Source organism: Rathayibacter sp. AY1F3 (assembly GCF_002931975.1).
Taxonomy (GTDB): Bacteria; Actinomycetota; Actinomycetes; order Actinomycetales; family Microbacteriaceae; genus Rathayibacter.
The window spans coordinates 101,553-124,792 of sequence record NZ_PSVF01000008.1 but is presented as its reverse complement, the minus strand read 5'-3'; the positions used below and the strand labels follow the sequence as shown (position 1 = coordinate 124,792).

The window sequence follows — 23,240 nt, the reverse complement described above, 5'->3', positions numbered from 1 at the left end:
CCGCCACCGCCGCCCCCGCCCTCGACGCCGCCGCGATCATGGCCCGCTGCGACGAGCTCGCCGCGGTCTCCTCCAGCCGCGACGGCATCGAGCGGGTCTACCTCTCGCCCGAGCACGCCCGGGTGAACGCGATGGCCGCGCGCTGGATGACCGAGGCCGGCATGCGCACCTGGCAGGACGCGGCCGGCAACCAGTGCGGCCGCTACGAGGGCGCGACTCCGGGACTCCCGGCGCTCCTGCTCGGCTCGCACCTCGACACGGTGCCCGACGCGGGCCGCTACGACGGGATCCTCGGCGTGATGCTCGCGATCGCCGTGGTGTCGCGCCTGCACGGGGCGGGCCGGCGCCTGCCGTTCGCCGTCGAGGTCGTCGCGTTCGGCGACGAGGAGGGCACCCGCTTCGGCACAGCGCTCCTCGGCTCCCGCGCCCTCGCCGGCACCTGGGACGAGCACTGGTGGGAGCTCGAGGACGCCGACGGGACGACGCTCGTCGAGGCGTTCCACGAGTTCGGGCTGGACCCCTCGCGCATCCGCACCGCCGCGCGCGACGCGCAGGACGTTCTCGCCTACCTCGAGGCGCACATCGAGCAGGGCCCCTACCTGGAGGAGGCGGACCGCGCCCTCGCCGTGGTCTCCTCGATAGCGGGCGCCCGCCGCTTCGCACTCACCCTCACCGGCAAGGCCGGGCACGCGGGCGGAGTTCCGCTCGACCGCCGCCGCGACGCGCTCACCGGGGCGGCCGAGGCCGTGCTCGCGGTGGAGCGCATCGCGCGGGAGCAGGGCGTGATCGCCACGGTCGGCCGGCTCGAGACCTTCCCGGGCGCGGTCAACGTCATCCCCGGCCGGGTCGAGTTCAGCCTCGACCTCCGCGCCGAGACCGACGCCCAGCGCGACGCGGCGTGGGACGCCATCGAGCACGCGATGTCGGAGTCGGCGTCGCGCCGCCGGCTCGCACTGACGGTGGAGGAGACCCATTCGGCCCCCGCGGTCGTCGCCTCCTCTCGGCTGCAGGACGTCGTGCGGGCGGGCATCCGCGCGACCGGGGACGCGGAGCCGATGGTGCTGTTCTCCAAGGCCGGCCACGACGCGATGGCGGTCGCCGACCTCGCCGAGTACGCGATGCTCTTCCTCCGCTGCGAGGGCGGCGTCAGCCACCACCCGGACGAGAACGTGACCGAGGCCGACGTCGCGACCGCGCTCGACGCGTTCGAGGCGGCCGTGCTGGCGCTCGCCGACGGGACGCCGACCGCGTGACCCCCGCCTCGGCCCCCTCGACGAGCATCGGCCACCGCATCGATGCCGGCTACGCTGCGCTGTCGCGGCAGGAGCAGCGGGCGGCCGACTTCATCCTCGACCACCTCGGCGACCTGGCCGTCTACACGGCGACCGAGCTCGCCCAGCACAGCGGAGTGTCCAAGGCCACGGTCTCGCGGCTGTTCCGCCGCCTGGGGTTCTCGAACTCGCAGGAGGTGCGCGAGCACGCCCGGGCGCTGCGGTCCTCCGGTGTGCCGGTCGGTCCCGCGCAGGGACAGGGGGATCCGCTCGCCGCGCACCTCGAGAGCGAGCGGGCGAACCTGGCCCGGCTGGCCGCCGCGTTCGGCGACGGGCGGCTGGAGGAGGCGGTGCGGCTGATCGCGGGAGCACGCGAGGTCGTCGTGATCGGACTGCGCAACAGCTACCCGGTGGCGCTGCACCTGCGCCAGCAGCTCGCGCAGGCGCGCGGACGCGTCCGGATCGCCCCGCAGCCCGGCCAGTCGCTCGGTGAGGAGCTCGAGGGGCTCGGAGCCGAGGACGTCGTGGTGCTGGTCGGCTTCCGCCGCCGCCCCGCCTCCTTCGCGGCCCTGATCGGGACGCTCGCCGCGCGCGAGGTGCCCGTGGTGCTCCTCGCGGATCCGCCCGCCCGGCGCTACGCGGAGCACGCGGCGGTCTGGCTGGAGTGCCCGGTCGACAGCGGCACAGCGCTGGACAGCTACGCGGCGGCGATGAGCGCGGTCGCGCTCGTGGCCTCCGGAGTGCTCGGGGCGTCGCCGAGGGAGTCGCGCGAGCGGATCGCCGGGATCAGCACGGCCTACGCGGAGCTCGCCGAGCTGGAGGACCGGCCGTGAGCGAGGCGGCGGAGCTGATCCGCGCGCACGCCAAGGACCCCGTCGGGCAGGCCGACCCGACTCCGGCCCTCGGCCGTGCCGAGCTGATCACCCCCACCTGCGGCGACCGGATCGAGCTGCGCGTCGACGGCGGCGTCGAGCAGGTGCGCCTCGCCTGGAGCGGGCGGGGGTGCGAGGTCTCGCGGGGATCCGCGTCGCTGCTCGTGGACGGTCTCGACGGGCTGCCGGCGTCGGACATGCGGGAGCGGATCGACGCGTTCCTCGCGGCGATGGCGCACCGGGAGGGTGCTCTCGCCGGCGAGGAGCAGGCGCTGCTCGCGGTCGCGGGCAACCCCGTCCGCTCCGTCTGCGCGACGCTGGCCTGGCGGGCGCTGGCCGCCGCCCTCGACGACGCGGGCCTGGCGTGAACCGCTCAGTCCGGCCCGTCGCGGTCGGCTCCCGACCACAGATCGCCGCACTCCACCCCGCGCGCGCCCCTCGCGCGGAGCAGGTCGCGCGCGCCGGAATCGCCGTGCACGCCCTCGAGGAGCTCCGGCCAGTGGTCCCGTCCCAGCAGCACCGGATGACCGGGCCGACCGCGGAAGACCGCGCGGGCGAGCACGTCCGACGCGACCGGCGCCTCCGCGAGCAGCCGGGCCCCCACGCTCGGCGGCTCCTCGGGCAGGTCGACCAGGGCGACCAGCGCGGCGACGCCCTCGGCCGCGGCGAGACCCGCGCGGAGCGACGCCGAGAGGCCGGTCTCCCACTCCGCCGCGACGACCACGTCCGCGGACGGCGGCACCAGGAGGCGCGCCCGTCCGGCCTCCGCGCCCAGGACCACGAGCACCCGCTCGCAGCCCACCGCGCGGAGCCTCTCGACGGCTCGCTCCACCCAGGGAACTCCCGCCGCGTCGCACCGCAGCGCCTTCGGGCCGCCCGCCCGGCGCCCCGCACCCGCCGCGAGCACCAGCCCGACGAGGTCCCGACTCCCGACCAGATCCATCCGACCATCGTGCCGCAGGCCGAGCCCCTGCTCCGCCGGACGAAGGAGACCGCATGACCGACACCCGATCCGAGACCGCCCGCGACGTGCTGCTCGCGTGCCTCGCCGTCCCCCGCTGGGCCGACGAGGTCGCCTCCGGCGCGCCCTACCCGTCGGCCGACGCGCTCGCCGACGCGGCCGAGCGGGCCACGCGCACGCTCACCGAGGAGGAAGTGGAGGCGGCGCTGGCCGACCACCCCCGGATCGGCGAGCGGCACGCGGGCGCGGGGCGCTCCTCCGCGTTCTCGGCCGCGGAGCAGGCTGCGAGCCGCACGGGCGACGAGGAGCTGACCCGGCGGCTGCTGGCCGGCAACCGCGCCTACGAGGAGCGGTTCGGGCGCGTGTTCCTCCTCCGCGCGGCCGGCCGCGACCGGGCCGAGGTCGTCGCGGAGCTGGAGCGGAGGCTCGGGCTCGACGACGAGACGGAGGCCCGCATCGTCGCGGAGCAGCTGCGGGAGATCACGGTGCTGCGCGTCCGCGGCCTCGACGACGGGCGCCTCGTCCGGGCGGAGGCCGCACGATGAGCGGGCACGCCAGCCGCGTCACCACCCACGTGCTCGACGCCGTCCGCGGCCGCCCCGCGCGCGGGGTCCCGGTGGCTCTCGACGCCCGTGCCGGCTCCGGCTGGGAGCGCCTCGCCGAGGCCCGCACCGACGACGACGGCCGCGTGGCGACCTTCGGGCCGGAGCGCCTGGCCGCCGGGGTGCACCGGGTCGTCTTCGACACCGGCGCCTGGTTCGCCGCCTCGGGCACCGAGTCGTTCTACCCCGAGGTCGTCGTCGCCTTCCGCCTCGACGACGAGGAGGCGCACTTCCACATCCCGCTCCTGCTCAGCCCCTTCGCCTACTCGACCTACCGGGGCAGCTGATGCAGCTGCAGGACGTCCTCGACGCGCCGCAGCTGCGGCTGCGCGTGCTGGTCGCCGGCGACGGAGCGCTCGCCCGGCCGGTCGACGGCATCTTCACGACCGATCTCCTCGACCCGCGCCGCTACATCTCGCGCGACCAGCTGGTGCTGACCGGTCTGGTCTGGCGTCGGGACGCCCAGGACAGCGCGGCCTTCGTCGCCGCGGTCGCGGACTCGGGTGCCAGCGCTCTGCTCGCCGGCGAGGGGCTGCTGGGCTTCGTGCCGGACGACCTCGTCGTCGCCTGCCGCGAGCACGACGTCCCGCTGATCGCCGTGCCGGCCGATGTGTCGTTCGGCGCGATCACGGCGCACCTGTCGAACGCTCTCGCCGGCGACCGCGTGGCCCGGCTGACGGCCGCCCTCGCCCGCCAGCGGGAGCTGCTGACGGAGGTCTACCGGGGGCAGCAGCTCGACGAGCTCGTCACGCGCACCTCGCGCGAGCTCGGACTCCCCGTGTCGGTGCTGACCGCCACCGGCCGGACCGCGGCCTCCGCCTCGCCCCTGGGGCTGGGGGAGATCGAGCGGGTCGTGCACGCGGCGCTCACGGCCCGGCGCAGCCCGGTCGTGGTCGCGGACGCCCGCGGCGGCGCCCTGTCGGTCCTCACCGTCGCAGGCGCGGGCGAGCACCGCGCCACCTCCTGGCTGGTCGTCGTCGGGGGCGACTGGAACGACTGGCCCGCCGCAGTACTCGACGCCGTGACGGAGCTCGCCGGAGTCGTGGGGGTCTACCGGCTGCAGCGGGAGGCGGCGCTCTCGGCCGACTCCGCTCTCGCCGACCGCCTGCTCGAGCTCGTGGAGGAGGACAGCGAGCAGCCCGAGGCCGCGGTGTACCTGCGGCAGCTCGGACTCGGCGGCGCCGGGCGGTGCGCCGTGGTCGCCGCCGAGTTCGAGGGCGACGCGCCCCCGGACCTGGCGCGCCGTGTCCTGGTCGACGCCGCCGCGCACCTGGGCCGCGCCGTGGTCGGACGCGACGCCCAGGGCTGCGCGGTGGCGGTGCTGCCCACCGAGGCGACCGATGCGATCCCCACCGGCGCGGATCCGCTCGCCGTCGTCACCTCGGCGCTGCGACGAGCGGGAGCCGCGTGGCCGGGCGCCGTGCTGCGCGTCGGGACGAGCGCCGCGACTCCGCTGCCCGCGCTCGGCGGCGCCCTCCGCTCGGCACGCTACGGGATGCTGCTGCCGGGCTCTCCGGGCGACGACGCTCCGGTGCGGGTCAGCGACTCCGGGGAGGTCACCTCCGCCGTGCAGCTGCTGAGCGCGGTCCCCGACCACCTGCGCTCGGTGTTCGTCGAGCTGGTGCTCGGGCGGCTCGTCGAGCACGACGCGCGCTACGGCTCGCAGCTGGTCGCCACGCTCGCGGCGTTCCTCGACTGCGGCGGCTCGTGGGTGCGCACGGCGGAGCAGACGCACCTGCACCTGAACACGGTGCGGTACCGCATCGCGAGGGTGGAGGAGCTGACGCAGCGCGACCTGTCGGACACCGCGGACCGCGCCGACCTGTTCCTGGCGCTGCGCCTGCGCTGACGGCCGGGTGCGCGCGGTCCGCACCGCGCTTCCCGGGCCGGCCCCGTCACTCCGGAGCCACGATCCGCCTGCCCCGGACGTGCACCGCGGCGATCGCCGGCTCGCGCAGGGTCATCAGCAGGGCGAAGAGCAGCTGGGCCGTCGCCTCCTCCTCGTCGTCCGCGCGGATCCCGTGGGCGAGGACGTCGGCGAGCGGCTCCCACCGGTCGGGCTCGATGCGGAGGAAGTCCGCGTCCTTCCCGGGGTCGAGGCTGCCGAACCGCTCCTCCTGGTCGAGCGCCCGCGCGCCGGCGAGCGTCGCCGTGAACAGGAGCTCGGCCGGATGCAGGGCGACGGCCGCGTCGCCGGGCTCCGAGAGGTGCACCTTGAAGGCGTCGTTCGCCACTCGCGCCAGCAGCCACTCGTCGCCCGCGCCCACGTCCGAACCGAGGGCGACAGTGACCCCCGAGGCGACGGTCCGGCGCCAGGGCATGGTGCCGGAGCCGAGGAACTGCTGCGAGGTCGGGCAGTGGGCGATCGAGGTGCCGGTCTCCTCCATCCGGTGCAGCTCCGCGTCCTGGCAGTGCACGGCGTGGGCGAGGATCGTGCGCGGCCCGAGGAGGGAGGATCCTCCGCGCGCGGAGCCGGGGAGAAAGAGCCCGTCGTAGGTGTCGAGGTAGCTGCGGGTGCCGTACGAGCCGAGCACGGCGGCGATCTCGCCGTCGCCGGGCCGGTCGTTCTCGTTGAGGTGGCTGTGCACGTAGACGCCGCGTCCGCGGACGTCGTCGTAGAGGTCGCCGAGCGCTCCGAGGGTCCGGGGAGTGACGGATAGCGAGAACCGCGGGACGAGCGCGACCTGCAGGAGCGGGTCCCTCCCGTGCCAGCGGTCGATCTCCTCCGACGCGAGCGTCAGCGCCTCCTCCTCGGAGGTGATCAGGGGAGCCGCCGAGGCCGGGCCCGTGGTCTGGATGCCGCGCCCCGACACGATCCGCAGCCCCGCCTCGCGGGTGCGCTCGAAGAGGGCGTCCTGCGCGGCCGGGAACGCGGAGCCGAAGACCATCGCGGCGGTCGTGCCCGCGGCCACCCGCCGCCGGGTGAAGGCGTGCGCGACGACGTCGGCGAACTCCTGGTCGGCGAGACGCGCCTCCGCCGGGAACACCGTCCGGTCGAGCCACTCGAGCAGCTGGCCGCCGCCGAAGCCGTCGGTCGAGAACGTCTGGGGGAAGTGCACGTGCGCGTCGACGAAGCCGGGCAGCAGGATCGACGCGGCGTCGCCGGAGACCGGTAGGAGCGCGAAGCGGTCCGGCAGCTCGCGGTACGGACCGACCCAGGCGATCGTGCCGTCCTCGTCCACGGCGAGAGCGCCGTCCGGGATCGACACCAGCGACTCCCGCGCGGTCGCGAGCGTCGCACCCCCGGCGACGTGCAGCACGTGCCCCCGGTGGACGCCCCCGGCGCCGGTCACACCAGGCCCGTGTAGGCGGTCCAGGCGGATCCCGCGGGCGGCGCGTCGTCGCGGGTGACGCTCGCCTGGATCAGCCCGTAGGGGCGGTCGGCGGCGTGGAAGACCTCATTGTCGTTCTCGACGCCGAAGGGCGAGAGGTCGTAGACGAAGTGGTGCTTGTTCGGCGCGGAGAGACGGATCTCGACGATCTGCGGGTACTCCTCCAGGACCGCCTTCCCCATCTCGAAGAGCGTCTGCTGGAGGGCGAGGGAGTGCACGGTCGCGAAGCGGCTCGTCATGAGCGCCTTGACGCCCGCGTAGACCGCCTCCCAGTCCATCGCCGCGATCTCGTCCTCGCTCAGGGCGAAGCGCCACTTCGCGACCAGCGAGGTCGCCATCACCCGGTCGTTCGTCGGCTGGAGGACCGTGTACGGGTCGGTGAGGAAGCCGTGGAACTCGCTCCCCGTGGACTTCAGGATCGTGAGGTCCTTGAAGCCGCCGGTGATCCAGATCCGCCGCTCGTCGCCCGAGCCCTCGACCGTGACCGACGCGATCCGCGTCTCCTGGCCCTTCCGGACCCAGGTGTGGTCGTGCTCGCGCCCGTCCACCAGCACGCGCTCCCAGGCGAACTCCTCGATCTCGATGCGGGCGCCGTGGACGGGCTCGTAGCCGTCGACGAAGTGGCGGGCCAGCTCGAGGCCGTAGGGCTCGATCGAGCGCAGGCCCTTCTCCTTGGCGAAGGCGTACGCCGTCTGCTTCTGCGTGTCCGTGGGCAGGACGGCCGACTGGTCGCCCTCTCGGTGCGCGGCCTCGAAGTCGCCGCGGAGGGCCGTGGAGACGTTGACGTCGTGGATCTCGTGCCGCGGGGTCTCGCGGTAGATCCGCACGACGCGGTTCTCGGCCTTCCCGTACTGGTGGTCCCCGAGGATGATCGACATGTCCGCTCCTGTCCGTTCCGTGCGGCCGGGCCCGGTCACGCGGTGGTGCCCGTGCTGCTCGCGGCTCCTGCGAGCCCGTCTGCCAGCCTCGCGCCTGCCGGGGGCTCCGCGCACCGGCGGAGCATCCCGAGGAGCCGCCGCCGGGACTCCGAGTCTTGTGCGATCCGCCCGCTCCGCGGCTCCGACCCGCCTCCGTTCACACGCTCGAAACCTGCCGATGACACGGCGGCGTTCGGCGTGAGCGGTGGAGCTCCCCGAGGTGTCGTCAGGGAGGCGGGGGATCGGCGTGTCGAGGTCAGGGGCGGCTGAGGAGGCGCCCGGCGGGCGGGACCGTCTCGGTGGTGACACGGCGGCCGCCGACCCAGGTGGCGGCGACGGCGCCGCGGAGGACGCGGCCCTCGTAGGCCGAGACGGGGTTCCGGTGCGAGAGGGCGTCGACGTCCACGCGCCACTGCGCCTCCGGGTCGAACGCGACCAGGTCGGCGTCGGACCCCGCGTGCAGCAGGCCCTTCTGGCCGAGCCCGGCGAACGCGGCGGTCGCCGTGGACATCCAGGCGACGACCTGCTCGAGCGGGATGCCCCGCTCGCGGGCCCCGGTCCAGACCGCGCGGAAGCTCAGCTCGAGTCCCGAGATCCCGCCCCAGGCGACGCCGAAGTCGCCGCCGGCGGGGAGCTTCAGCTCGGCGGTGGCGGGGGAGTGGTCCGAGGCGATGATGTCGATCGTCCCGTCGAGCAGCCCCTTCCAGAGCTGCTCGCGATTGCGCTCGTCGCGGATCGGCGGGCAGCACTTGAACTGCGTGCCGCCGTCGGGGATCGAGCCGGCGTCGAAGGTGAGGTAGTGCGGGCAGGTCTCGGCGGAGATCGGCAGCCCCTCGGCCTTCGCCTCGCGCAGGAGCGGCAGCGCGTCGGCGGAGGAGAGGTGCAGGATGTGCGCGCGGCAGCCGGTCTCGCGGACGGCCTCGATCACGTGCAGAATCGCGCTGCGCTCGGAGGCGGGCGGGCGGGAGTCGACGAACGCGCCGTAGGAGGCGCCGGGCTCCAGCGCGCTCGCCTCCAGCTCGGCCGGGTCCTCGGCGTGCACGATCAGCAGTCCGTCGAAGGCGGCGATCTCGCGCATCGCCTCGACGAGCTGCTCCCGGCTCAGGTGCGGGAACTCGTCCACTCCGCTCGGCGAGAGGAAGCACTTGAAGCCGAAGACGCCCGCGTCGTGGAGCTCGCGCAGCGTGCCGAGGTTCGAGGGGATCGCCCCGCCCCAGAATCCGACGTCCACCTGCGCCGGCGGCCCGGCGGCCGCGCGCTTGGCCTCGAGCCCCGCCACCGTGGTGGTCGGCGGGATCGAGTTCAGCGGCATGTCGATGATCGTGGTGACGCCCCCGGCTGCGGCCGCGCGGGTGGCGGAGGCGAAGCCCTCCCACTCTGTGCGGCCCGGCTCGTTGACGTGCACGTGAGTGTCGACGATCCCCGGGATCAGGACCTGGCCCTCGGGGAGGACGATCTCCTCCGTGGTCCGCCAGGGGGCGTCCCGCTCGCCGACCGCGACGATCAGGCCCTCGGCGATCGCGATGCTGGCCGGACGCCGGCCGTTCTCGGTCAGCACGTCGGAGGCGCGGATCACGAGGTCGAGGAAGGGAGCGTCGTCAGGCATGGATCGACCCTATACTCGGCATGTTTCCTGCGTGTGAGCGCCCGTCGGCGGCTCCGCCCGGCCTCCCCGCAGCCCCGGCGCCGTCGCCTCCCGTCCGAGAAGAGGAGGCCGTCGTGCTCGACATCGCCGCCCCCCTGCTCGAGCGCGTCGAGGTGGGCGGGAGGGTCGCGGTCGTCACGGTCACGCACGTCTTCGGCTCGGCTCCCCGCGCTCTCGGCTCCTCGATGGCGGTGGACGCGGAGGGGCGCGCGATCGGCTCGATCTCCGGCGGCTGCGTCGAGGCGCAGGCGTACGCGCTGGCCCAGGAGGTGCTCGGCACCTCGGGCAGCGCGTCCGAGCACTTCGGCTTCGACGACGAGGCGGCCTTCGCCGCGGGCCTGTCCTGCGGGGGGCAGCTGCGCGTGTTCGGCCAGGTCGTCGACTCCGGCTCCACCGCGGTCCTCGCCGAGCTGCGCGCCGCCCGCGCCGGCCGCTCGGCCGCGCTGGCGATCGTCGTCGGCGGCCCGGAGGAGCTGATCGGCCTCGTGCTCACCGGAGCGACGCGCCTCCAGGACGTCGTCGGCCGGCACCTGGACGAGGACACCGCCCGCCGCATCCTCGCCGAGCGCGAGGCGCGCCTGGCCTCCGGCCGCTCGGCCACGGTCGAGACCGCCTGCCGGGGCGCCGAGCTCGAGGTCGCCTACGTCGTGCACGCGGAGCGGCCGCGCCTGCTGATCTACGGCGCCGTCGACTTCTCCGCCGCGCTCTGCTCCGCAGGCTCCCTGCTCGGCTACCGCGTGACCGTCTGCGACGCGCGTCCGGTGTTCGCGACCGCCGAGCGCTTCCCGGGCGCGGACGAGGTCCTCGTCGAGTGGCCGTCCGACCACCTCGCCCGCGCCGAGGTCGACTCGCGCACCGTGATCGCGGTGCTCACCCACGACGAGAAGTTCGACATCCCACTGCTCGAGACCGCGCTCGCGCTCCCGGTCGCCTACGTCGGCGCGATGGGATCGCGGCGCACCCACGAGCGGCGGCTGCGGCTGCTGCGCGAGGCGGGAGTGACGGACGAGGCGCTCACCCGCCTGCACTCGCCGATCGGCCTGGACATCGGCGCGTCGACGCCGGAGGAGACGGCCGTGTCGATCCTCGCGGAGGTCCTCGCCGCGCGCACGGGGACGTCCGGGGAGCCGCTCGCGGGGCGCTCGGGCCCGATCCACGCGGCGCGCTGAGCCGCACGTCCTTCCCTGACCACGCGCCGTCGTGATCGCGCCGGCCTGATCGCACTCCGGCGGGAAACGGCCGCGAAACACCGCGCTGCCATGCTCGGGGCATGCAGCGCCACGTCCTCACCGGAGCCCACGTCGCCACCGTCGACGCGCACGGGACCGAGCACCCCGTCGGCCACGTCGTCGTCGACGACTCCCGCATCGTCGCCGTCGGGGCCGGCGACCCTCCGGCATGGGCCCTCGACGGACGGTCGCCGACGGGTCTGCCGGCGCAGGAGGCGATCACGCTCACGCGGGTCGACGGCCGAGGCCACCTGCTCACACCCGGGCTCGTCAACACGCACCACCACCTCTACCAGTGGCTCACCCGCGGCTGGGCGCAGGACTCGATCCTCTTCGACTGGCTGGTCGCGCTCTACCCCGCCTGGTCCCGCATCGACGCCGACCTGACCCGCTCCGCCGCCCTCGGCGCGATGGGCGTCCTCGCCCGGTCCGGCTGCAGCACCGTCGCCGACCACCACTACGTCTTCCCGCGGGGCTCCGGCGACATCGTCGGCGGCATCGTCGACGCGGCCGGCACCCTCGGCCTCCGGCTGCACGCGACCCGCGGGTCGATGGACCTCGGCGAGTCCCGGGGCGGCCTCCCGCCGGACTTCGCCGTCGAGACCACGGCGGCCGCGCTCCAGGCCAGTGGAGAGGCGGTCCAGCGGTACCACGACGCCTCCGCCGACGCGATGGTGCGGGTCGCGATCGCCCCGTGCTCGCCCTTCTCGGTGACCACCGACCTGCTGCGCGAGTCGGCCGTCCTCGCCCGTCAGCTCGGGGTCCGGCTGCACACCCACGGCTCCGAGACCGTGGAGGAGGACGCATACACGCGGGAGGCGTTCGGCCTCTCGCCCACCGACCACCTGGAGTCGCTCGGCTGGCTCGGCGACGACGTCTGGATGGCGCACTGCGTCCACCTCGACGCCGACGCGATCGCGAAGTTCGCGGCCACGGGCACCGGAGTCGCGCACTGCCCGTCCTCGAACGGCCGGCTCGCCGCGGGCATCGCGCCGATCCCGCAGCTGCTGGCGGCGGGAGCACCGGTCGGCCTCGGCGTGGACGGCGCGGCGTCGAACGAGTCCGGGCAGCTCGGCTCCGAGATCCGCGCCGCGGTCCTGATGAACCGCCTGCGCGCCGGCGCCGACCGGATGAGCGCCCGGCAGGCGCTCTCGGTCGCCACCATCGGCGGGGCCCGGGTGCTCGGCCGGCAGGACGAGATCGGCTCGATCGAGGTCGGCAAGCTCGCCGACCTCGCGCTCTGGCGGATCGACGGGATCGAGCACGCGGGCATCGCCGACCCGGTCGCGGCCCTCGCGCTCGGAGCGCAGCCCCCGCTGAGCCTGCTCCTGGTGCAGGGTCGCCCGACGGTGCGGGAGGGACAGCTGGTGAACGCGGACGAGGACGCGATCGCCCGCGAGGTCGCCCGGGCGAGCACGGAGCTGGCGTCGCGCGTCTGAGCTGCGGCAGCCGATCGGCGCTCAGCCCGTCGTCGTTCAACCGGGCGGCGCCTCCGCCTCGACGGACGCGACCGGGGCGGCGTCCGGGTGCAGGAGCCGCCAGATCCGGTCGCGGGAGAGCGGCAGCTCGGTCGGCCGCACGCCGATCGCGTCGCGGACGGCGTTGGCGAGTGCGGGGGCGACCGGGTTGTAGGGCGCCTCGCTCATCGACTTCGCGCCGAACGGCCCGAGCTCGTCGGCGGTGTCCGCGAAGAGCACCTCGGTCTCGGGCACGTCCGCCATCTGCGGGATGTGGTAGTTCCGGAGGATCGCCGTGGTCACGGTGCCCTCGCCGTCGAGGATCACCTCCTCGTACAGCGCCGAGCCGATCGCCTGCGCCACTCCGCCCTCGACCTGCCCGCGGCACTGCGCCGGGTTGATCACGAAGCCGGCGTCGGCCGCCTGGACCGACTGCAGGATCCGCACCTCGCCCGTCGGCTCGTGCACCGCGACGCGGAAGCCCTGGACGTTGAACGCGAGCGAGCGCTGAGCGCCGTCCTCGCTCCCGGTCGCGGTGACCGGTCCGCCGGCCGCGCGGACCAGATCGGCGAACGCGACCCGGGTGCCGTCCGGAGCGAGCAGGCCCTCGTCGTCGGGCTCGAAGGTCTCGTCGTGCCCGGTCAGCCGCTTGGCGAGCGCCTGCAGCTCGGCGAGGAGGCGCGTCGCGGCCGAGTGGACGGCCTTGCCCGCGACCACCGTGCCGGCGCTGCCGAACGCTCCGGTGTCGTAGCGGGCCGCGTCCGTGTCGGACTGGCGGATCCGCACCCGGTCGGCCGAGGCGCGGAAGGCGCTCGCGACCAGCTGCGTGTGCACGGTGGTCGTCCCGTTGCCGAACTCGGCCGTGCCGACGCCGATCGTCAGCACTCCCTCGGCGTCGACGGTGACGGTCGCCTCCGAGAAGTGGCCCCGCGGGGGGATGGTGGCGATCATCGCCAGTGCCGTGCCCTGCCCTGTCCGCCACCCCGGTCCGTCGGGGGCGGGGGAGCCGCCGCCGCCGGCCAGGGCCGCCTCGGTGAGGTCGAGGCACTGGTCGAGGCCGTAGGAGGCGAAGCCGATGTCGTCGCCCTCGACGTGCGTGACCACCAGCGGCTCGCCCGGGCGCACCGCGTTGATCCGCCGCAGCTCGAACGGGTCGATCCCGAGCTCGCGGGCGAGATCGTCCATCGCCGACTCGATGCCGAAGATCACCTGCCCGAGGCCGTAGCCGCGGAACGCCCCCGAGGGGAGGTTGTTCGTGTAGACGGCCTGCGCGTCGACGCGCTTGCTGGGCGCGCTGTAGACGGCGACCGACTCCGAGGTGCCGTGGAACATCACGCCGGGTCCGTGATTGCCGTAGGCGCCGGTGTCCGAGAGCACGTCCACGGCGAGGGCGGTCAGCCGTCCGTCGCGCCGGGCGCCGAGCGTGACGCCGACCCGCATCGGGTGTCGGCAGGGGGCCATCGTGAACTCGTCGCTCCGGGTGAACTCGAACTGCACGGGCCGGCCGGTGGCGAGCACGGCGAGGGCGACGACGTCCTCCGTCAGGATCTCCTGCTTGCCGCCGAAGCCGCCGCCCACCCGTGCCGTGAAGACGCGGACGGTCGACGGATCGCGGTCGAACAGGCGCGCGATCTCGTCGCGCACGAGGAAGGGCACCTGCGTCGAGGTCCGCAGCACCAGCTCTCCGCCCTCGAGCCAGCCGATGGTGCCGTGGGTCTCGAGCGCCGTGTGCGCGACCCGGGAGGTCGAGTACCGGCCCTCGACGACCACGTCGGCCTCCGCGAGTCCGGCGGCCACGTCCCCGTACTCTCCGTGGAGCTCCGCGACGACGTTCGCCTCAGGCCGGGCGATGCGCGAGGCGATCGGATCCTTGTCGGCGTGCAGGAGCGGCGCGCCGGCCGAGCGCGCCTCCTCCGGGTCGAAGACGGCGGGCAGTACCTCGTAGTCGACCTCGACGGCGCGGCAGGCCGCCTCCGCCTCGGCCACCGACTCCGCGACCACCACGGCCACGCGCTGCCCGCGGAACCGGACGACGGTGTCGAGCATGCGAGTATCGTCCGGGTCGTCGAGCCGGGACTCGTGGCGGGCGGTGGAGTAGAGGACGTCGGGGACGTCCTCGGCGGTGAGGACCGCGACGACGCCCCGCATCGCGCGGGCGGCGGTCGTATCGATCGAGCGGATGCGCGCGTGGGCGTGCGGGCTCTGGACGACCTTCAGGTGCAGTAGGCCGGGGACGGCGACGTCGAGGGTGAACGGCTCGCGGCCCTGGACGATCCGCCGGCCGGCGGGCGCGCCGAGCGAGCGGCCGACCCGGGACTCCTCGGCCGACGGGCGACCGGTGCGGCGGACGGGGGTGAGACCCGACGGCGGGGCCGCGTGCCGTCCGCGGACCGGGGCCTCCGTGCGATCCGCTCCGGACGGCTCGGCCGCGTGCGCGCCGTGCCCGGACGCGCAGGCGCCCGTCACGGCCTCGCGGATGGGGCGGTAGCCCGTGCACCGGCAGAGGTTGCCCTTCATCAGCCGCGGCACGTCCTCGGCGCGGACTCCGTCGAGCGCCGTGGCCGTGACCACCATGCCGGCCGTGCAGAAGCCGCACTGGAACGCGCCGGCCTCGACGAACGCCTCCTGCACCGCGCTCGGCTCCTCGGGCGTGCCGAGGCCGGCCGCTGTCGTCACCTCGCGCCCCTCGACGCGGTGGGCGGGGTAGAGGCAGGAGTGGAACGGCGTCCCGTCGACGAGGACGGAGCAGGCGCCGCAGTCACCGGCGTCGCACCCCTTCTTCACCTCGAAGTGCTCGTGGTCGCGGAGGAGGGTGCGCAGCACCTGGCCGGGGCGGGGGGAGGCGTCGACCGGCTCCCCGTTGACGGTGAACCTCATCGGGCGCCTCCGGTCAGCTCGGTGCGGATCTCCTCGGCGAGCACGCGAACGACGGCGTGGCGCCAGTCGGCGGCTCCGTGCGGGTCGGTGAACCAGGTCGCGACGCCGTCGACGGCCGCGGCGAGCTCGGCCGAGGAGGGAACGGCGGCGAAGCGGAGCCGCTCCGGCCGGACGGTCGCCGCGGTGATCGTGAGCACGAACGCGCCGTCGGTGTCGAGGCGGCCGATGACGACGGCGCCGGAGCGTCCGAGAGGGGAGAGCGCCGTCTTGCGGAACGCGGTGCGCGCCCGGAGGGAGGAGAGAGGGATCTCGATCGAGCGGATGACGTCGTCCTGGGCCAGGGAAGTGGTCATGTTGCCGGTCACGAGCTCGGCGACCGGCACGGCGACGTCCGAGCCGTCGGCCCGCCAGACGAGGGCGGTGGCGTCGAGCGCGGCGGCGAGGCTGATCATCGGTCCTGCGGGCAGGGCGTTGGCGATGTTGCCGCCGACAGTGGCGACGTTCCAGATCTTGAAGGAGCCCAGCAGTGCCGTGCAGCACTGGAAGAAGAGCGGATGGGCGGTGTCGCCCGCGTCGGGCATCGCGGCGAGCTCGCTGAGCGTGCAGGTCGCCGCGATCGAGAGCCCGGCGTCCGTGCGCACGATCGGCTCCCACGCGAATCCCTGCAGGTCGAGGAGCTCGTCGAGGTGGTCGTGGGGGAGGGAGAACACCCAGGAGCCGCCTCCGATGACCGCTGAGCGCGGCCCGCGGCCCGCCAGCTCGGAGCGCTCGCGCACCACCCGGACGCGCTGGATCGTGTTCAGGTCCATGCCGCGCCTCCGTCCCCCCGGCGGATCCGCCATCCGATGCGCCACACCTCGGGCCCCGTCCTTGCGGATCAGTGGGCGACCTCCCGATGTCGACCCGCCACCCCCTCGCTCTCCCCTCAAGCCGAACGATCGGTCCGCGTGTGAGCGGATCGATCTAGGCGGTCGCTCCCCGCTCTGCGAATCGCAGCCGCCCTGGAAAGCCGACTGCGCCGAGCCCGGCAGGGACGGGCTCGGGGACGAGCACCGCGACCGCGCCGAGCCCGGCGGGGACGGGCTCGGTATGAAACACCCTCGAGCCGAACGATCGATCTGCGTGCCAGCGGATCGATCTAGGCGATCGCTCCCCGCTCTGCGAAACGTGACCACCCTCTCCGGCCGACCGCGCCGAGCCCGGCGGGGACGGGCTCGAAGGAAGATCAGCCGAGGCTCGCGACCCACTCCGAGCTGCCGTCGACGAAGGACTGCTCCTTCCAGATCGGCACCGACGCCTTGATGTCGTCGACCAGTGCCGCGCAGGCTTCGAAGGCCGCCGCGCGGTGGGCCGAGGCCACGGCGCAGGCGAGGGCGAGGTCGCCGACCACGAGGTCGCCGATCCGGTGCACGGCGGCGATGCGGACGTCGGGCCAGCGCTCGGCGATGCGGCGGGCGGAGGCGAGGAGTGCGGCGGGGGCGTCCGGGTGCGCCTCGTAGGACAGCCGGAGCACGCCGCGGCCCTCGTCGTGGTCGCGGACGACGCCCGCGAAGGTCACGACGGCGCCGTGCGTCGGGGAGTCGACCGCCTGCTCGCACTCGTCGACGGTGATGGCCTCGGCCGCCAGCCGGGCGAGGGCGACCGGCTCAGCGGGCATGGTCGCCGCCTCCGAGCTGGTCGAGCAGGTGCCCGATCACCGGGTCGAGCACGTCGATCCCGTCGCGGACGCCGCCGGGGGAGCCGGGGAGGTTCACCACGACGGTGCGGCCGCTGACGCCGGCGAGCCCGCGGCTGAGCACGGCGGTCGGGACGTGGGCGGCGCCCTTGGCGCGCACCGCCTCGGCGAGGCCAGGCAGGGGCCGCTCCAGGAGGGGGGCGGTCTGCTCCGGGGTGACGTCGCTCGGGGCGACGCCCGTCCCGCCGGTTGTCACGACCACGTCGACTCCGCTGGCGATCGCGTCGGCGATCGCCTCGCCCACCGCGTCGCCGTCGGCCACAACGACCACCCGGGACTCCCAGCCGCGGGTGGTGAACCAGGCCTCCAGCGCCGGTCCCGTCCGGTCCTCGTACACGCCGGAGGCGGCACGGGTGGAGGCGACGACCGCCACCGCCCGCCGCGTCACGGGGTTCCTCCGCTCGTCCACGAGCCGCTCCTCCCGCCCGCCTTCGCGAGCACACGGATGCCGGTGATCGCGGCACCGCGATCGACCGCCTTGATCATGTCGTAAACCGTGAGGGCGGCCACGCTGACCGCGGTCAGCGCCTCCATCTCGACGCCGGTGCGCCCGGTCGTGCGCACGCGCGCCTCGATCCGGACGCGGCCGTCCTGCGGCTCGAGGTCCACGTCGACGCCGTCCAGCGCCAGCGGGTGGCAGAGCGGGATGAGGGTCGAGGTCGCCTTCGCGCCGAGGATCCCGGCGATCCGCGCGACGCCGAGCGCTTCGCCCTTGGGCAGCTCGCCCTGCTCGAGGAGCCGCACCACCTCGGGTGAGGTCTCGACGTAGCCTTCGGCGACGGCGGTGCGCGCCGTGACCTCCTTCGCGCTCACATCGACCATGTGCACGGCTCCGTCGCCGCGCACATGGGTGAGCCGATCGCTCTCAGTCATCGATCCTCCAGATCTCGACCGTGTCGCCGGTCGCTGCGTGGTCCGTCCCGACGGGGACGTGGATGAGCACGGTGGAGCGGGCGTAGGACGCCAGCAGGTGCGAGCCGGGCCCGCCCACCGGGTGCACGAAGCCCTCGTCGTCGAGGACTCCGCGGCGGATCTGGTGCAGGTGCGCAGGCGAGTCGAGCGCCGTGCCGAGGCGCGCACGGAGCCGCGGCCGCTCGGCGGGCGTCCGTCGCGCGAGCGAGCGCAGCACGGGCCGGAGGAACACCTCGAACGAGACCAGGGCGCTCACCGGGTTCCCGGGAAGCGAGACCACCGGCAGGTGCAGCCCCTCGGCCACGCGCACGAGACCGAGGCCCTGCGGGCCGCCCGGCTGCATCTCGACGTGGCCGAACTCCGAGCCCGCCGGGCCGAGCGCGTCGCGGACGACCTCGTAGGCGCCCGCGCTGACACCGCCGACCGTGATCACCAGGTCGGCCGCGCCCGCGTGCTCCTCGAGCAGCGCCAGGAGGTCCTCGGCCCGATCGCTCGTGCAGGCGGCGACGACGGGCAGCGCGCCCGCCTCGCGGACGGCCTCGGCCAGCAGGGCGCCGTTCGCGTCGTGGATCTGCGCCTCCTCGAGGACGGCGCCTGCGGGACGGATCTCGTTGCCGGTGGGGACGACGAGCACCCGGAGTCGCGGCAGCACCTCCGCCTCGGTCAGCCCGAGGGAGGCGAGGAGTCCGTAGTGGGCCGCGCGGAGGACCGTGCCGGCCGGGAGGGCGAGCTCGCCGCGGCGGGCGTCGCTGCCCCTGGCTCGGACGAAGGTCGCCGGCACCACCGGATGCGCGAAGGCGACGCTGCCCGCCGCGGGGAAGCGCGGAGGATCGACGCGCTCGACCGGGACGACGGCGTCGGCCCCCTCCGGCAGCGGCGAGCCGGTCATGATCGGTGTCGCCGTGCCGGGCTCGTGCCGCGGCGCCCGGTCGCCCGCGGGGATCGGCGCCGAGACGGGCAGGGCGACGGGATGCTCCGGCGCCGCCGCGTCGAGGTCGGCCGCCCGCACCGCGAAGCCGTCCATCTGCGAGTTGTCGAAGCGCGGCAGGTCGAGCGGGGAGTCGACGGAGCGGGCGAGGACCCGCCGGTCGTACGCGCCCGGATCGGCGGCGACCGCGGCCGGATCCAGGCTCAGGGTCTCGCGGGCACCCCGCGTGGCCAGCGGCGCGAGCAGCGCCCGCACCCGGGCGGCGTGCAGGTCGATCGAGGTCATCGTGTCCTCTCGCGAGCGGCGGAGCCCGACCGGCGGCAGGACCGAGTCCATCTTGCCGGGTCGCGCCCGGTTCCGCGGCGTAGTGTGAGCGGATGAGCACAGCACTGGGGATCCCGGGCTTCCGGCCCCGACAGCGCAGCGCGGTCCTCCCGGCCGACCGCCCCGCCACCCCGCTCCTCCTGGACACCTACGGGCGCGTCGCGGACGATCTGCGGATCTCGCTGACGGACAAGTGCAATCTGCGCTGCACCTACTGCATGCCGGCGGAGGGCCTGCCGTTCCAGCCGCCCGCGTCCCTGCTGAGCCGTGAGGAGATCCTCCGCCTCGCGCGCATCGCCGTGGAGCAGTTCGGCGTCCGCCAGATCCGCTTCACCGGCGGCGAGCCGCTCCTGCGCAAGGACCTCGTCGACATCATCCGCGACGTCGCCTCCCTCGACCCGCGCCCCGAGATCTCGCTCACCACGAACGCGATCGGCCTGTCGGGTCGGGCGGCGGCGCTCGCCGACGCCGGCCTGAACCGCGTCAACGTCTCGCTCGACTCGATCTGCGCCGAGACCTTCGCGAAGGTCACCCGTCGCCCGTTCCTCGACCGCGTGCTCGCGGGCATCGACGCGCTCGGTCCCGCCGGCCTGGACCAGACCAAGATCAACGCGGTGCTCCTGCCCGGGATCAACGACCACGAGGCCCCGGAGCTGCTCGCCTGGGCCCTCGCGGGAGGCCACCAGCTCCGCTTCATCGAGCAGATGGCGCTCGACGCCGACCACGGCTGGGACCGCGCGACCATGATCACCGCCGCGGACATCCGGGCGCTGCTCTCGGAGCGCTTCTCGCTCAGCCCGCACGCGGCCCCCCGTGACGGCGCCCCCGCCGAGCTCTTCGACGTCCGCGAGGCCGGGGGGTCCGAGGTGCTCGGCCAGGTGGGGATCATCGCGTCCGTCACCGAGAACTTCTGCGACGACTGCCGCCGCACCCGGCTCACCGCCGAGGGCGGTGTCCGCAGCTGCCTCTTCTCGAACGAGGAGACGGACCTGCTCGGCCCGATGCGCGCGGGCGCGGACGACCACGAGGTCGCCCAGCTCTGGCGCGGGGCGATGTGGGCCAAGCCCGCGGGACACGAGATGAACCGGGCGGGCTTCGTGCAGCCCGAGCGCACGATGAGCGCGATCGGCGGATGAGCATGCGGGTCCGCTACTTCGCGGCGGCCAAGGCCGCCCTCGGCCGTGGTTCCGACGAGCTCGACGAGGTGCCCGACCTGGGCGCTCTCGAGGAGCGACTCGTCGCCTCCGCGCCCTCGGCCGCCGACGTGCTCGCACGGTGCACCTACCTGGTCGACGGCGTGTCGACCGCGGACAGGGCCACGCCGCTGCGTCCCGATGCCGCGGTCGACGTCCTGCCGCCGTTCGCCGGCGGCTGACCCCGAAGAGCCCTCCGTGACGAGCCGTCCTCGACCGGACCGGTGCGTCCGCTCCGCGCGGTCCGCAGCAGGTGCGTCCGCGCTTCTGGAGGACGCTGCATCCCGAGGACGGACTGGTCCTGTCCCGCCGCACAGGGACCCGCGGGACGCCTCCCTCGGACCCGCGTGCGGCGGGGCAGGACCGGATCAGCGGCCGATCCCGTGCGTCACGGGCACAGGACGTTGGTCATCGTGTCGAGCACGTTGCGATTCTGCACGTCGCGGAATCCGAACGCCGAGGAGACTCCGGTGGCGACCAGCACGCCGCTGACGAAGGCCCGGCCGTCCCGGGTCACGTAGGCGTCCGGCGCGTAGATGGTGGCGTCGGAGGGCACACCGGAGGCGACGCGGATCTGCGGCTGCGTCCTGTCCGCGAACGCGCCGTACCGGACGAGAGCGCCGTTCTGGATCACGTCCACGACGTCACGGTTCTGTCGATCGCGGTAGGCGTCGGCACTGGTCACCCCGGTGGCGACCAGGATGCTGCTGTTGAAGAGGCGCCCGTCCGGCGTCAGGTGGTACGAGGGCGCCAAGGCCGTCGATCCTGCCGGAACGTTCCTGGCGTAGACCTGGTTCTTCGTGGAGTTGATGTAGCGGACGAGCTCCGAGCCGACGATCACGTCGATGACGTCGTTGTTGCTCTGGTCGCGGAAGGAGTCCGCGCTCGTCACTCCGGTGGTCACGAGGGCTCCGCCGGCGCGCCGCAGCTCGCCGTTCGGTGTGACGTAGAAGGCGGGCGCATGGACCGTCGATCCGGCCGGCACGCCGCTCCCGATGGCCTTCGGCGCGGCGTCTCCGGTGACGAAGCGGTAGAAGACGCCGTCGACCACGAAGTCGGCGACGTCGCGGTTCTGCTCGTCGCGGAAGCCCTGGACGCTGGTGACGCCGCGCGCGATCCGCCCCCCGCCGTGATAGAGCTCGCCCGACTCCGTCAGGTAGTACCGGGGTCCGACGGTCTTGGCTCCCGAGGGCACGTTGCCGTTCGACTCCGGCGTCGTCCCTCCGCCGTCGGTGACGTACCGGACGGCGGTCCCCGTGGTCGCGGTGGTGCTCGCGGTCGCCGTCGCGCCCGCGGCGCCGGAGACGGCGGAGAGGGTGATGCCGTTCTGCGCCACGTTCCCGGCCGTGACCGGGATGCTCACGCGTCCGTCCGCGCCGGTCGTCGCCCTGACGGTCTGCGCGCCGCCGCTGGTCAGGCCGGCGGGGAGAGTGATGGTGACCGTGTCGCCGGCAGCGGGAGCACCGTTGGTCGTGGCGAGGACGGAGACCGTTCTCGTGGTGCAGGCGGGGAAGGAGTACGCCGGGGCGTCGAAGGCGAGGGTGAGGCCGGTGGACGCGGCGGCCGCGGGGGTCGCGACCGCCGCGGCGACGACGGGGACGGACCAGGCCGCACCCGACATGATCGTCCGCCGGGCGGGCCCCCCGCGGGTCGAGTCGATCCGCGGGGGGAGGGAGCGCGAGTGCGCTGCCGTCGGGTCCAGGGAGTTGGTGTCCGTCATGGTGTTCCTTTTCTTTCTTTCCTGCGAGGGGTGGTGGACGCGCCGATCCTGCCGAACGTCCGGCCTCCGGTCGACGCGGAACGGGCCGCGACGAGATTCCATGCCCGACCGTGGACGTTCCGTCGCGCCGCCGGGCCGGGGGAGCCGCTCAGGGCGCCTCCTCGCCGGGAGCCCGTCCGGCGCGGGGGACGCGGCGGCGCACGTCAGCCCGCGTCGTCTATCCGGCGGAGGGTCCGCTGCATGTGGATCCGCGAGCTGAAGCCGGCCGACCGCGCCACGCGCTCCAGGTCCGTCGCCGCCCGCGGGCCGAGCTCGTCGAGGAGGCGCTGCGCCTCGAAGGCCCGCGCACGCTCGATCCGCTGACGAGGGGTGGTGCCGGCGGCCGAGAACGCCCGGTGCAGGTGGCTGACCGACACGCCGAGACTCTCCGCGAGCGTCTCCACCGTGAAGGAGCGGTCGCGGTAGTGCCGCTCGATCAGGCGCGTGCCGTTCGCATACACGGCGGCGGGGGACCGGTCCTCTCGGTCAGAGGAGGGCAGCAGCGCCGAGAAGGCCGAGGCCAGGAGGTGCTCGCTCGCGATCTCGAAGTGCTCGAAGGCCGCGTCCGAGGGCTCGACGCCGAAACTGAGGACGGTGTTCGCCGCACCGGTGAGTGCGCGCCAGTAGGCCTCGGGGAGGGCGAGGACCCGGTCCGTGAGCGAGGCGAACTCGCTCGCGCGGAGCACCGAGGGGCGCAGCTGCCACTCGAAGCGCGCCCACGGACTGAGCGCCGCCGCGTACTGCACCGTCGAGGCGCGGGTCACGAGAGCGCTGCCGGCCGGGAGCCGGTGGTCGCGGCCCCGGGCGGAGAGGCGGCCGGTCCCGTCGAGGCTGAAGAGCACGCGGAGCCTTCCGGGATGGGGGAGGACCTCGAACTCCCCGGTCTGCAGCCAGGCGCGGCTGAGGCTGAGGCGCGGCGAGACGATCGCGTCGCAGACGGCACCTCGCGGCAGGGGGCGCCGCGGAATCCAGCCGAGCCGACGCAGCCGCCTCTCGGCGGGACTCCAGACCTCGGGCATCACGCCTCCGCGCCGGGGTCGAGCGGGTCGGGAGGATCGAGCAGCGCCGCCTGCCGCGCGGAGTGCGGTGAAGGCGTCGGCATGGGTGCTCTCCTCGGAACGGTGGCCGCGAGCACGCCACCGCCGATCAGCTTCGGACACTGCTCCGCCCTGATCCGCGGAGAAGGACGGATCCTCTCCGCTGCGAGCACCGAACATCCCGGGTCG

At 74.6% G+C, this 23,240-nt stretch carries 22 protein-coding genes; 10 read left to right on the top strand and 12 right to left on the bottom strand.

The window, feature by feature from the left end:
• The 3 genes from C5C39_RS07205 to C5C39_RS07195 form a co-directional block, all read left to right on the top strand.
• The coding region (locus C5C39_RS07205; protein ID WP_258075791.1) for an allantoate amidohydrolase at nucleotides 1–1,253 on the top strand (1,253 nt) is incomplete at its 5' end.
• Nucleotides 1,250–2,104 (top strand): MurR/RpiR family transcriptional regulator, encoded by an 855-nt coding sequence (locus C5C39_RS07200; protein ID WP_104353019.1) that lies wholly within the window; start codon nucleotides 1,250–1,252, stop codon nucleotides 2,102–2,104. The genes C5C39_RS07205 and C5C39_RS07200, both read left to right, overlap by 4 nt.
• Entirely contained in the window at nucleotides 2,101–2,511 is a 411-nt protein-coding gene (locus C5C39_RS07195) for an iron-sulfur cluster assembly scaffold protein (RefSeq protein WP_104353018.1), read from the top strand. Before C5C39_RS07200 ends, C5C39_RS07195 begins: the two co-directional genes overlap by 4 nt.
• Nucleotides 2,512–2,516: 5 nt before the next feature.
• On the opposite strand, the gene C5C39_RS07190 is transcribed toward C5C39_RS07195, so the two are convergent.
• Nucleotides 2,517–3,086, bottom strand: coding sequence for an NTP transferase domain-containing protein (locus C5C39_RS07190; RefSeq protein ID WP_104353017.1), 570 nt, complete (start codon nucleotides 3,084–3,086; stop codon nucleotides 2,517–2,519).
• A gap of 53 nt (nucleotides 3,087–3,139) precedes the next feature.
• Between C5C39_RS07190 and uraD the strand changes: the two genes are divergently transcribed.
• From uraD to C5C39_RS07175, 3 genes are read left to right on the top strand one after another with little or no spacing between them, the layout of a single operon-like run.
• Nucleotides 3,140–3,649, top strand: a complete 510-nt coding sequence (gene uraD / locus C5C39_RS07185; RefSeq protein ID WP_104353016.1) for a 2-oxo-4-hydroxy-4-carboxy-5-ureidoimidazoline decarboxylase — start codon at nucleotides 3,140–3,142, stop codon at nucleotides 3,647–3,649.
• Nucleotides 3,646–3,993, top strand: a complete 348-nt coding sequence (uraH, locus tag C5C39_RS07180; RefSeq protein ID WP_104353015.1) for a hydroxyisourate hydrolase — start codon at nucleotides 3,646–3,648, stop codon at nucleotides 3,991–3,993. Before uraD ends, uraH begins: the two co-directional genes overlap by 4 nt.
• Nucleotides 3,993–5,555 (top strand): PucR family transcriptional regulator, encoded by a 1,563-nt coding sequence (locus tag C5C39_RS07175; protein WP_104226647.1) that lies wholly within the window; start codon nucleotides 3,993–3,995, stop codon nucleotides 5,553–5,555. Before uraH ends, C5C39_RS07175 begins: the two co-directional genes overlap by 1 nt.
• Nucleotides 5,556–5,601: 46 nt before the next feature.
• Here C5C39_RS07175 and C5C39_RS07170 read toward each other — a convergent pair whose 3' ends face one another.
• From C5C39_RS07170 to allB, 3 genes are all read right to left on the bottom strand, one after another.
• On the bottom strand, nucleotides 5,602–6,999 hold the full coding sequence (locus C5C39_RS07170; protein WP_104353014.1) for an amidohydrolase family protein: 1,398 nt from the start codon (nucleotides 6,997–6,999) through the stop codon (nucleotides 5,602–5,604).
• Nucleotides 6,996–7,916: a factor-independent urate hydroxylase gene (gene pucL / locus C5C39_RS07165; RefSeq protein WP_104234587.1), complete on the bottom strand. Its 921-nt coding sequence runs from the start codon at nucleotides 7,914–7,916 to the stop codon at nucleotides 6,996–6,998. Before pucL ends, C5C39_RS07170 begins: the two co-directional genes overlap by 4 nt.
• Before the next feature lie 295 nt (nucleotides 7,917–8,211).
• Nucleotides 8,212–9,561, bottom strand: a complete 1,350-nt coding sequence (allB, locus tag C5C39_RS07160) for an allantoinase AllB (protein WP_104353013.1) — start codon at nucleotides 9,559–9,561, stop codon at nucleotides 8,212–8,214.
• A gap of 113 nt (nucleotides 9,562–9,674) precedes the next feature.
• Between allB and C5C39_RS07155 the strand changes: the two genes are divergently transcribed.
• Nucleotides 9,675–10,769 (top strand): XdhC family protein, encoded by a 1,095-nt coding sequence (locus tag C5C39_RS07155; protein ID WP_104353012.1) that lies wholly within the window; start codon nucleotides 9,675–9,677, stop codon nucleotides 10,767–10,769.
• 101 nt (nucleotides 10,770–10,870) lie between these two features.
• Nucleotides 10,871–12,268, top strand: a complete 1,398-nt coding sequence (locus C5C39_RS07150; RefSeq protein ID WP_104353011.1) for an 8-oxoguanine deaminase — start codon at nucleotides 10,871–10,873, stop codon at nucleotides 12,266–12,268.
• 36 nt (nucleotides 12,269–12,304) lie between these two features.
• On the opposite strand, the gene C5C39_RS07145 is transcribed toward C5C39_RS07150, so the two are convergent.
• The 6 genes from C5C39_RS07145 to glp all read right to left on the bottom strand — a co-directional run bounded on the left by C5C39_RS07145 (nucleotide 12,305) and on the right by glp (nucleotide 19,023).
• Complete coding sequence (locus C5C39_RS07145) at nucleotides 12,305–15,163, bottom strand: molybdopterin cofactor-binding domain-containing protein (protein ID WP_104348038.1); 2,859 nt, start codon at nucleotides 15,161–15,163, stop codon at nucleotides 12,305–12,307.
• A complete protein-coding gene (locus C5C39_RS07140) occupies nucleotides 15,160–15,972 on the bottom strand; it encodes an FAD binding domain-containing protein (RefSeq protein ID WP_104353010.1) in 813 nt (270 codons plus the stop codon). Before C5C39_RS07140 ends, C5C39_RS07145 begins: the two co-directional genes overlap by 4 nt.
• Nucleotides 15,973–16,388: 416 nt before the next feature.
• A complete protein-coding gene (locus C5C39_RS07135; RefSeq protein ID WP_104232481.1) occupies nucleotides 16,389–16,820 on the bottom strand; it encodes a molybdenum cofactor biosynthesis protein MoaE in 432 nt (143 codons plus the stop codon).
• On the bottom strand, nucleotides 16,810–17,307 hold the full coding sequence (locus C5C39_RS07130) for a molybdenum cofactor biosynthesis protein B (protein ID WP_258062296.1): 498 nt from the start codon (nucleotides 17,305–17,307) through the stop codon (nucleotides 16,810–16,812). The genes C5C39_RS07135 and C5C39_RS07130 overlap by 11 nt, the downstream gene beginning before the upstream one ends.
• Nucleotides 17,283–17,771: a cyclic pyranopterin monophosphate synthase MoaC gene (gene moaC / locus C5C39_RS07125; protein WP_104232482.1), complete on the bottom strand. Its 489-nt coding sequence runs from the start codon at nucleotides 17,769–17,771 to the stop codon at nucleotides 17,283–17,285. The genes C5C39_RS07130 and moaC overlap by 25 nt, the downstream gene beginning before the upstream one ends.
• Nucleotides 17,764–19,023, bottom strand: coding sequence for a gephyrin-like molybdotransferase Glp (gene glp, locus C5C39_RS07120; protein WP_104353023.1), 1,260 nt, complete (start codon nucleotides 19,021–19,023; stop codon nucleotides 17,764–17,766). The genes moaC and glp overlap by 8 nt, the downstream gene beginning before the upstream one ends.
• Nucleotides 19,024–19,115: 92 nt before the next feature.
• Between glp and moaA the strand changes: the two genes are divergently transcribed.
• Together moaA and C5C39_RS07110 are read left to right on the top strand one after the other, a co-directional pair.
• On the top strand, nucleotides 19,116–20,198 hold the full coding sequence (moaA, locus tag C5C39_RS07115) for a GTP 3',8-cyclase MoaA (protein ID WP_104226889.1): 1,083 nt from the start codon (nucleotides 19,116–19,118) through the stop codon (nucleotides 20,196–20,198).
• The gene (locus C5C39_RS07110) at nucleotides 20,195–20,437 is read left to right on the top strand and encodes a MoaD/ThiS family protein (RefSeq protein ID WP_104223924.1); all 243 of its coding nucleotides are present in this window, start codon (nucleotides 20,195–20,197) and stop codon (nucleotides 20,435–20,437) included. The genes moaA and C5C39_RS07110 overlap by 4 nt, the downstream gene beginning before the upstream one ends.
• 206 nt (nucleotides 20,438–20,643) lie before the next feature.
• Here the strand turns inward: C5C39_RS07110 and C5C39_RS07105 are convergent, their stop codons facing one another.
• Together C5C39_RS07105 and C5C39_RS07100 are read right to left on the bottom strand one after the other, a co-directional pair.
• Nucleotides 20,644–21,975, bottom strand: coding sequence for a hypothetical protein (locus C5C39_RS07105; RefSeq protein WP_104353009.1), 1,332 nt, complete (start codon nucleotides 21,973–21,975; stop codon nucleotides 20,644–20,646).
• Between the two features lie 203 nt (nucleotides 21,976–22,178).
• Nucleotides 22,179–23,033 (bottom strand): AraC family transcriptional regulator, encoded by an 855-nt coding sequence (locus C5C39_RS07100; protein WP_104353008.1) that lies wholly within the window; start codon nucleotides 23,031–23,033, stop codon nucleotides 22,179–22,181.
• Nucleotides 23,034–23,240 lie beyond the last annotated feature (207 nt).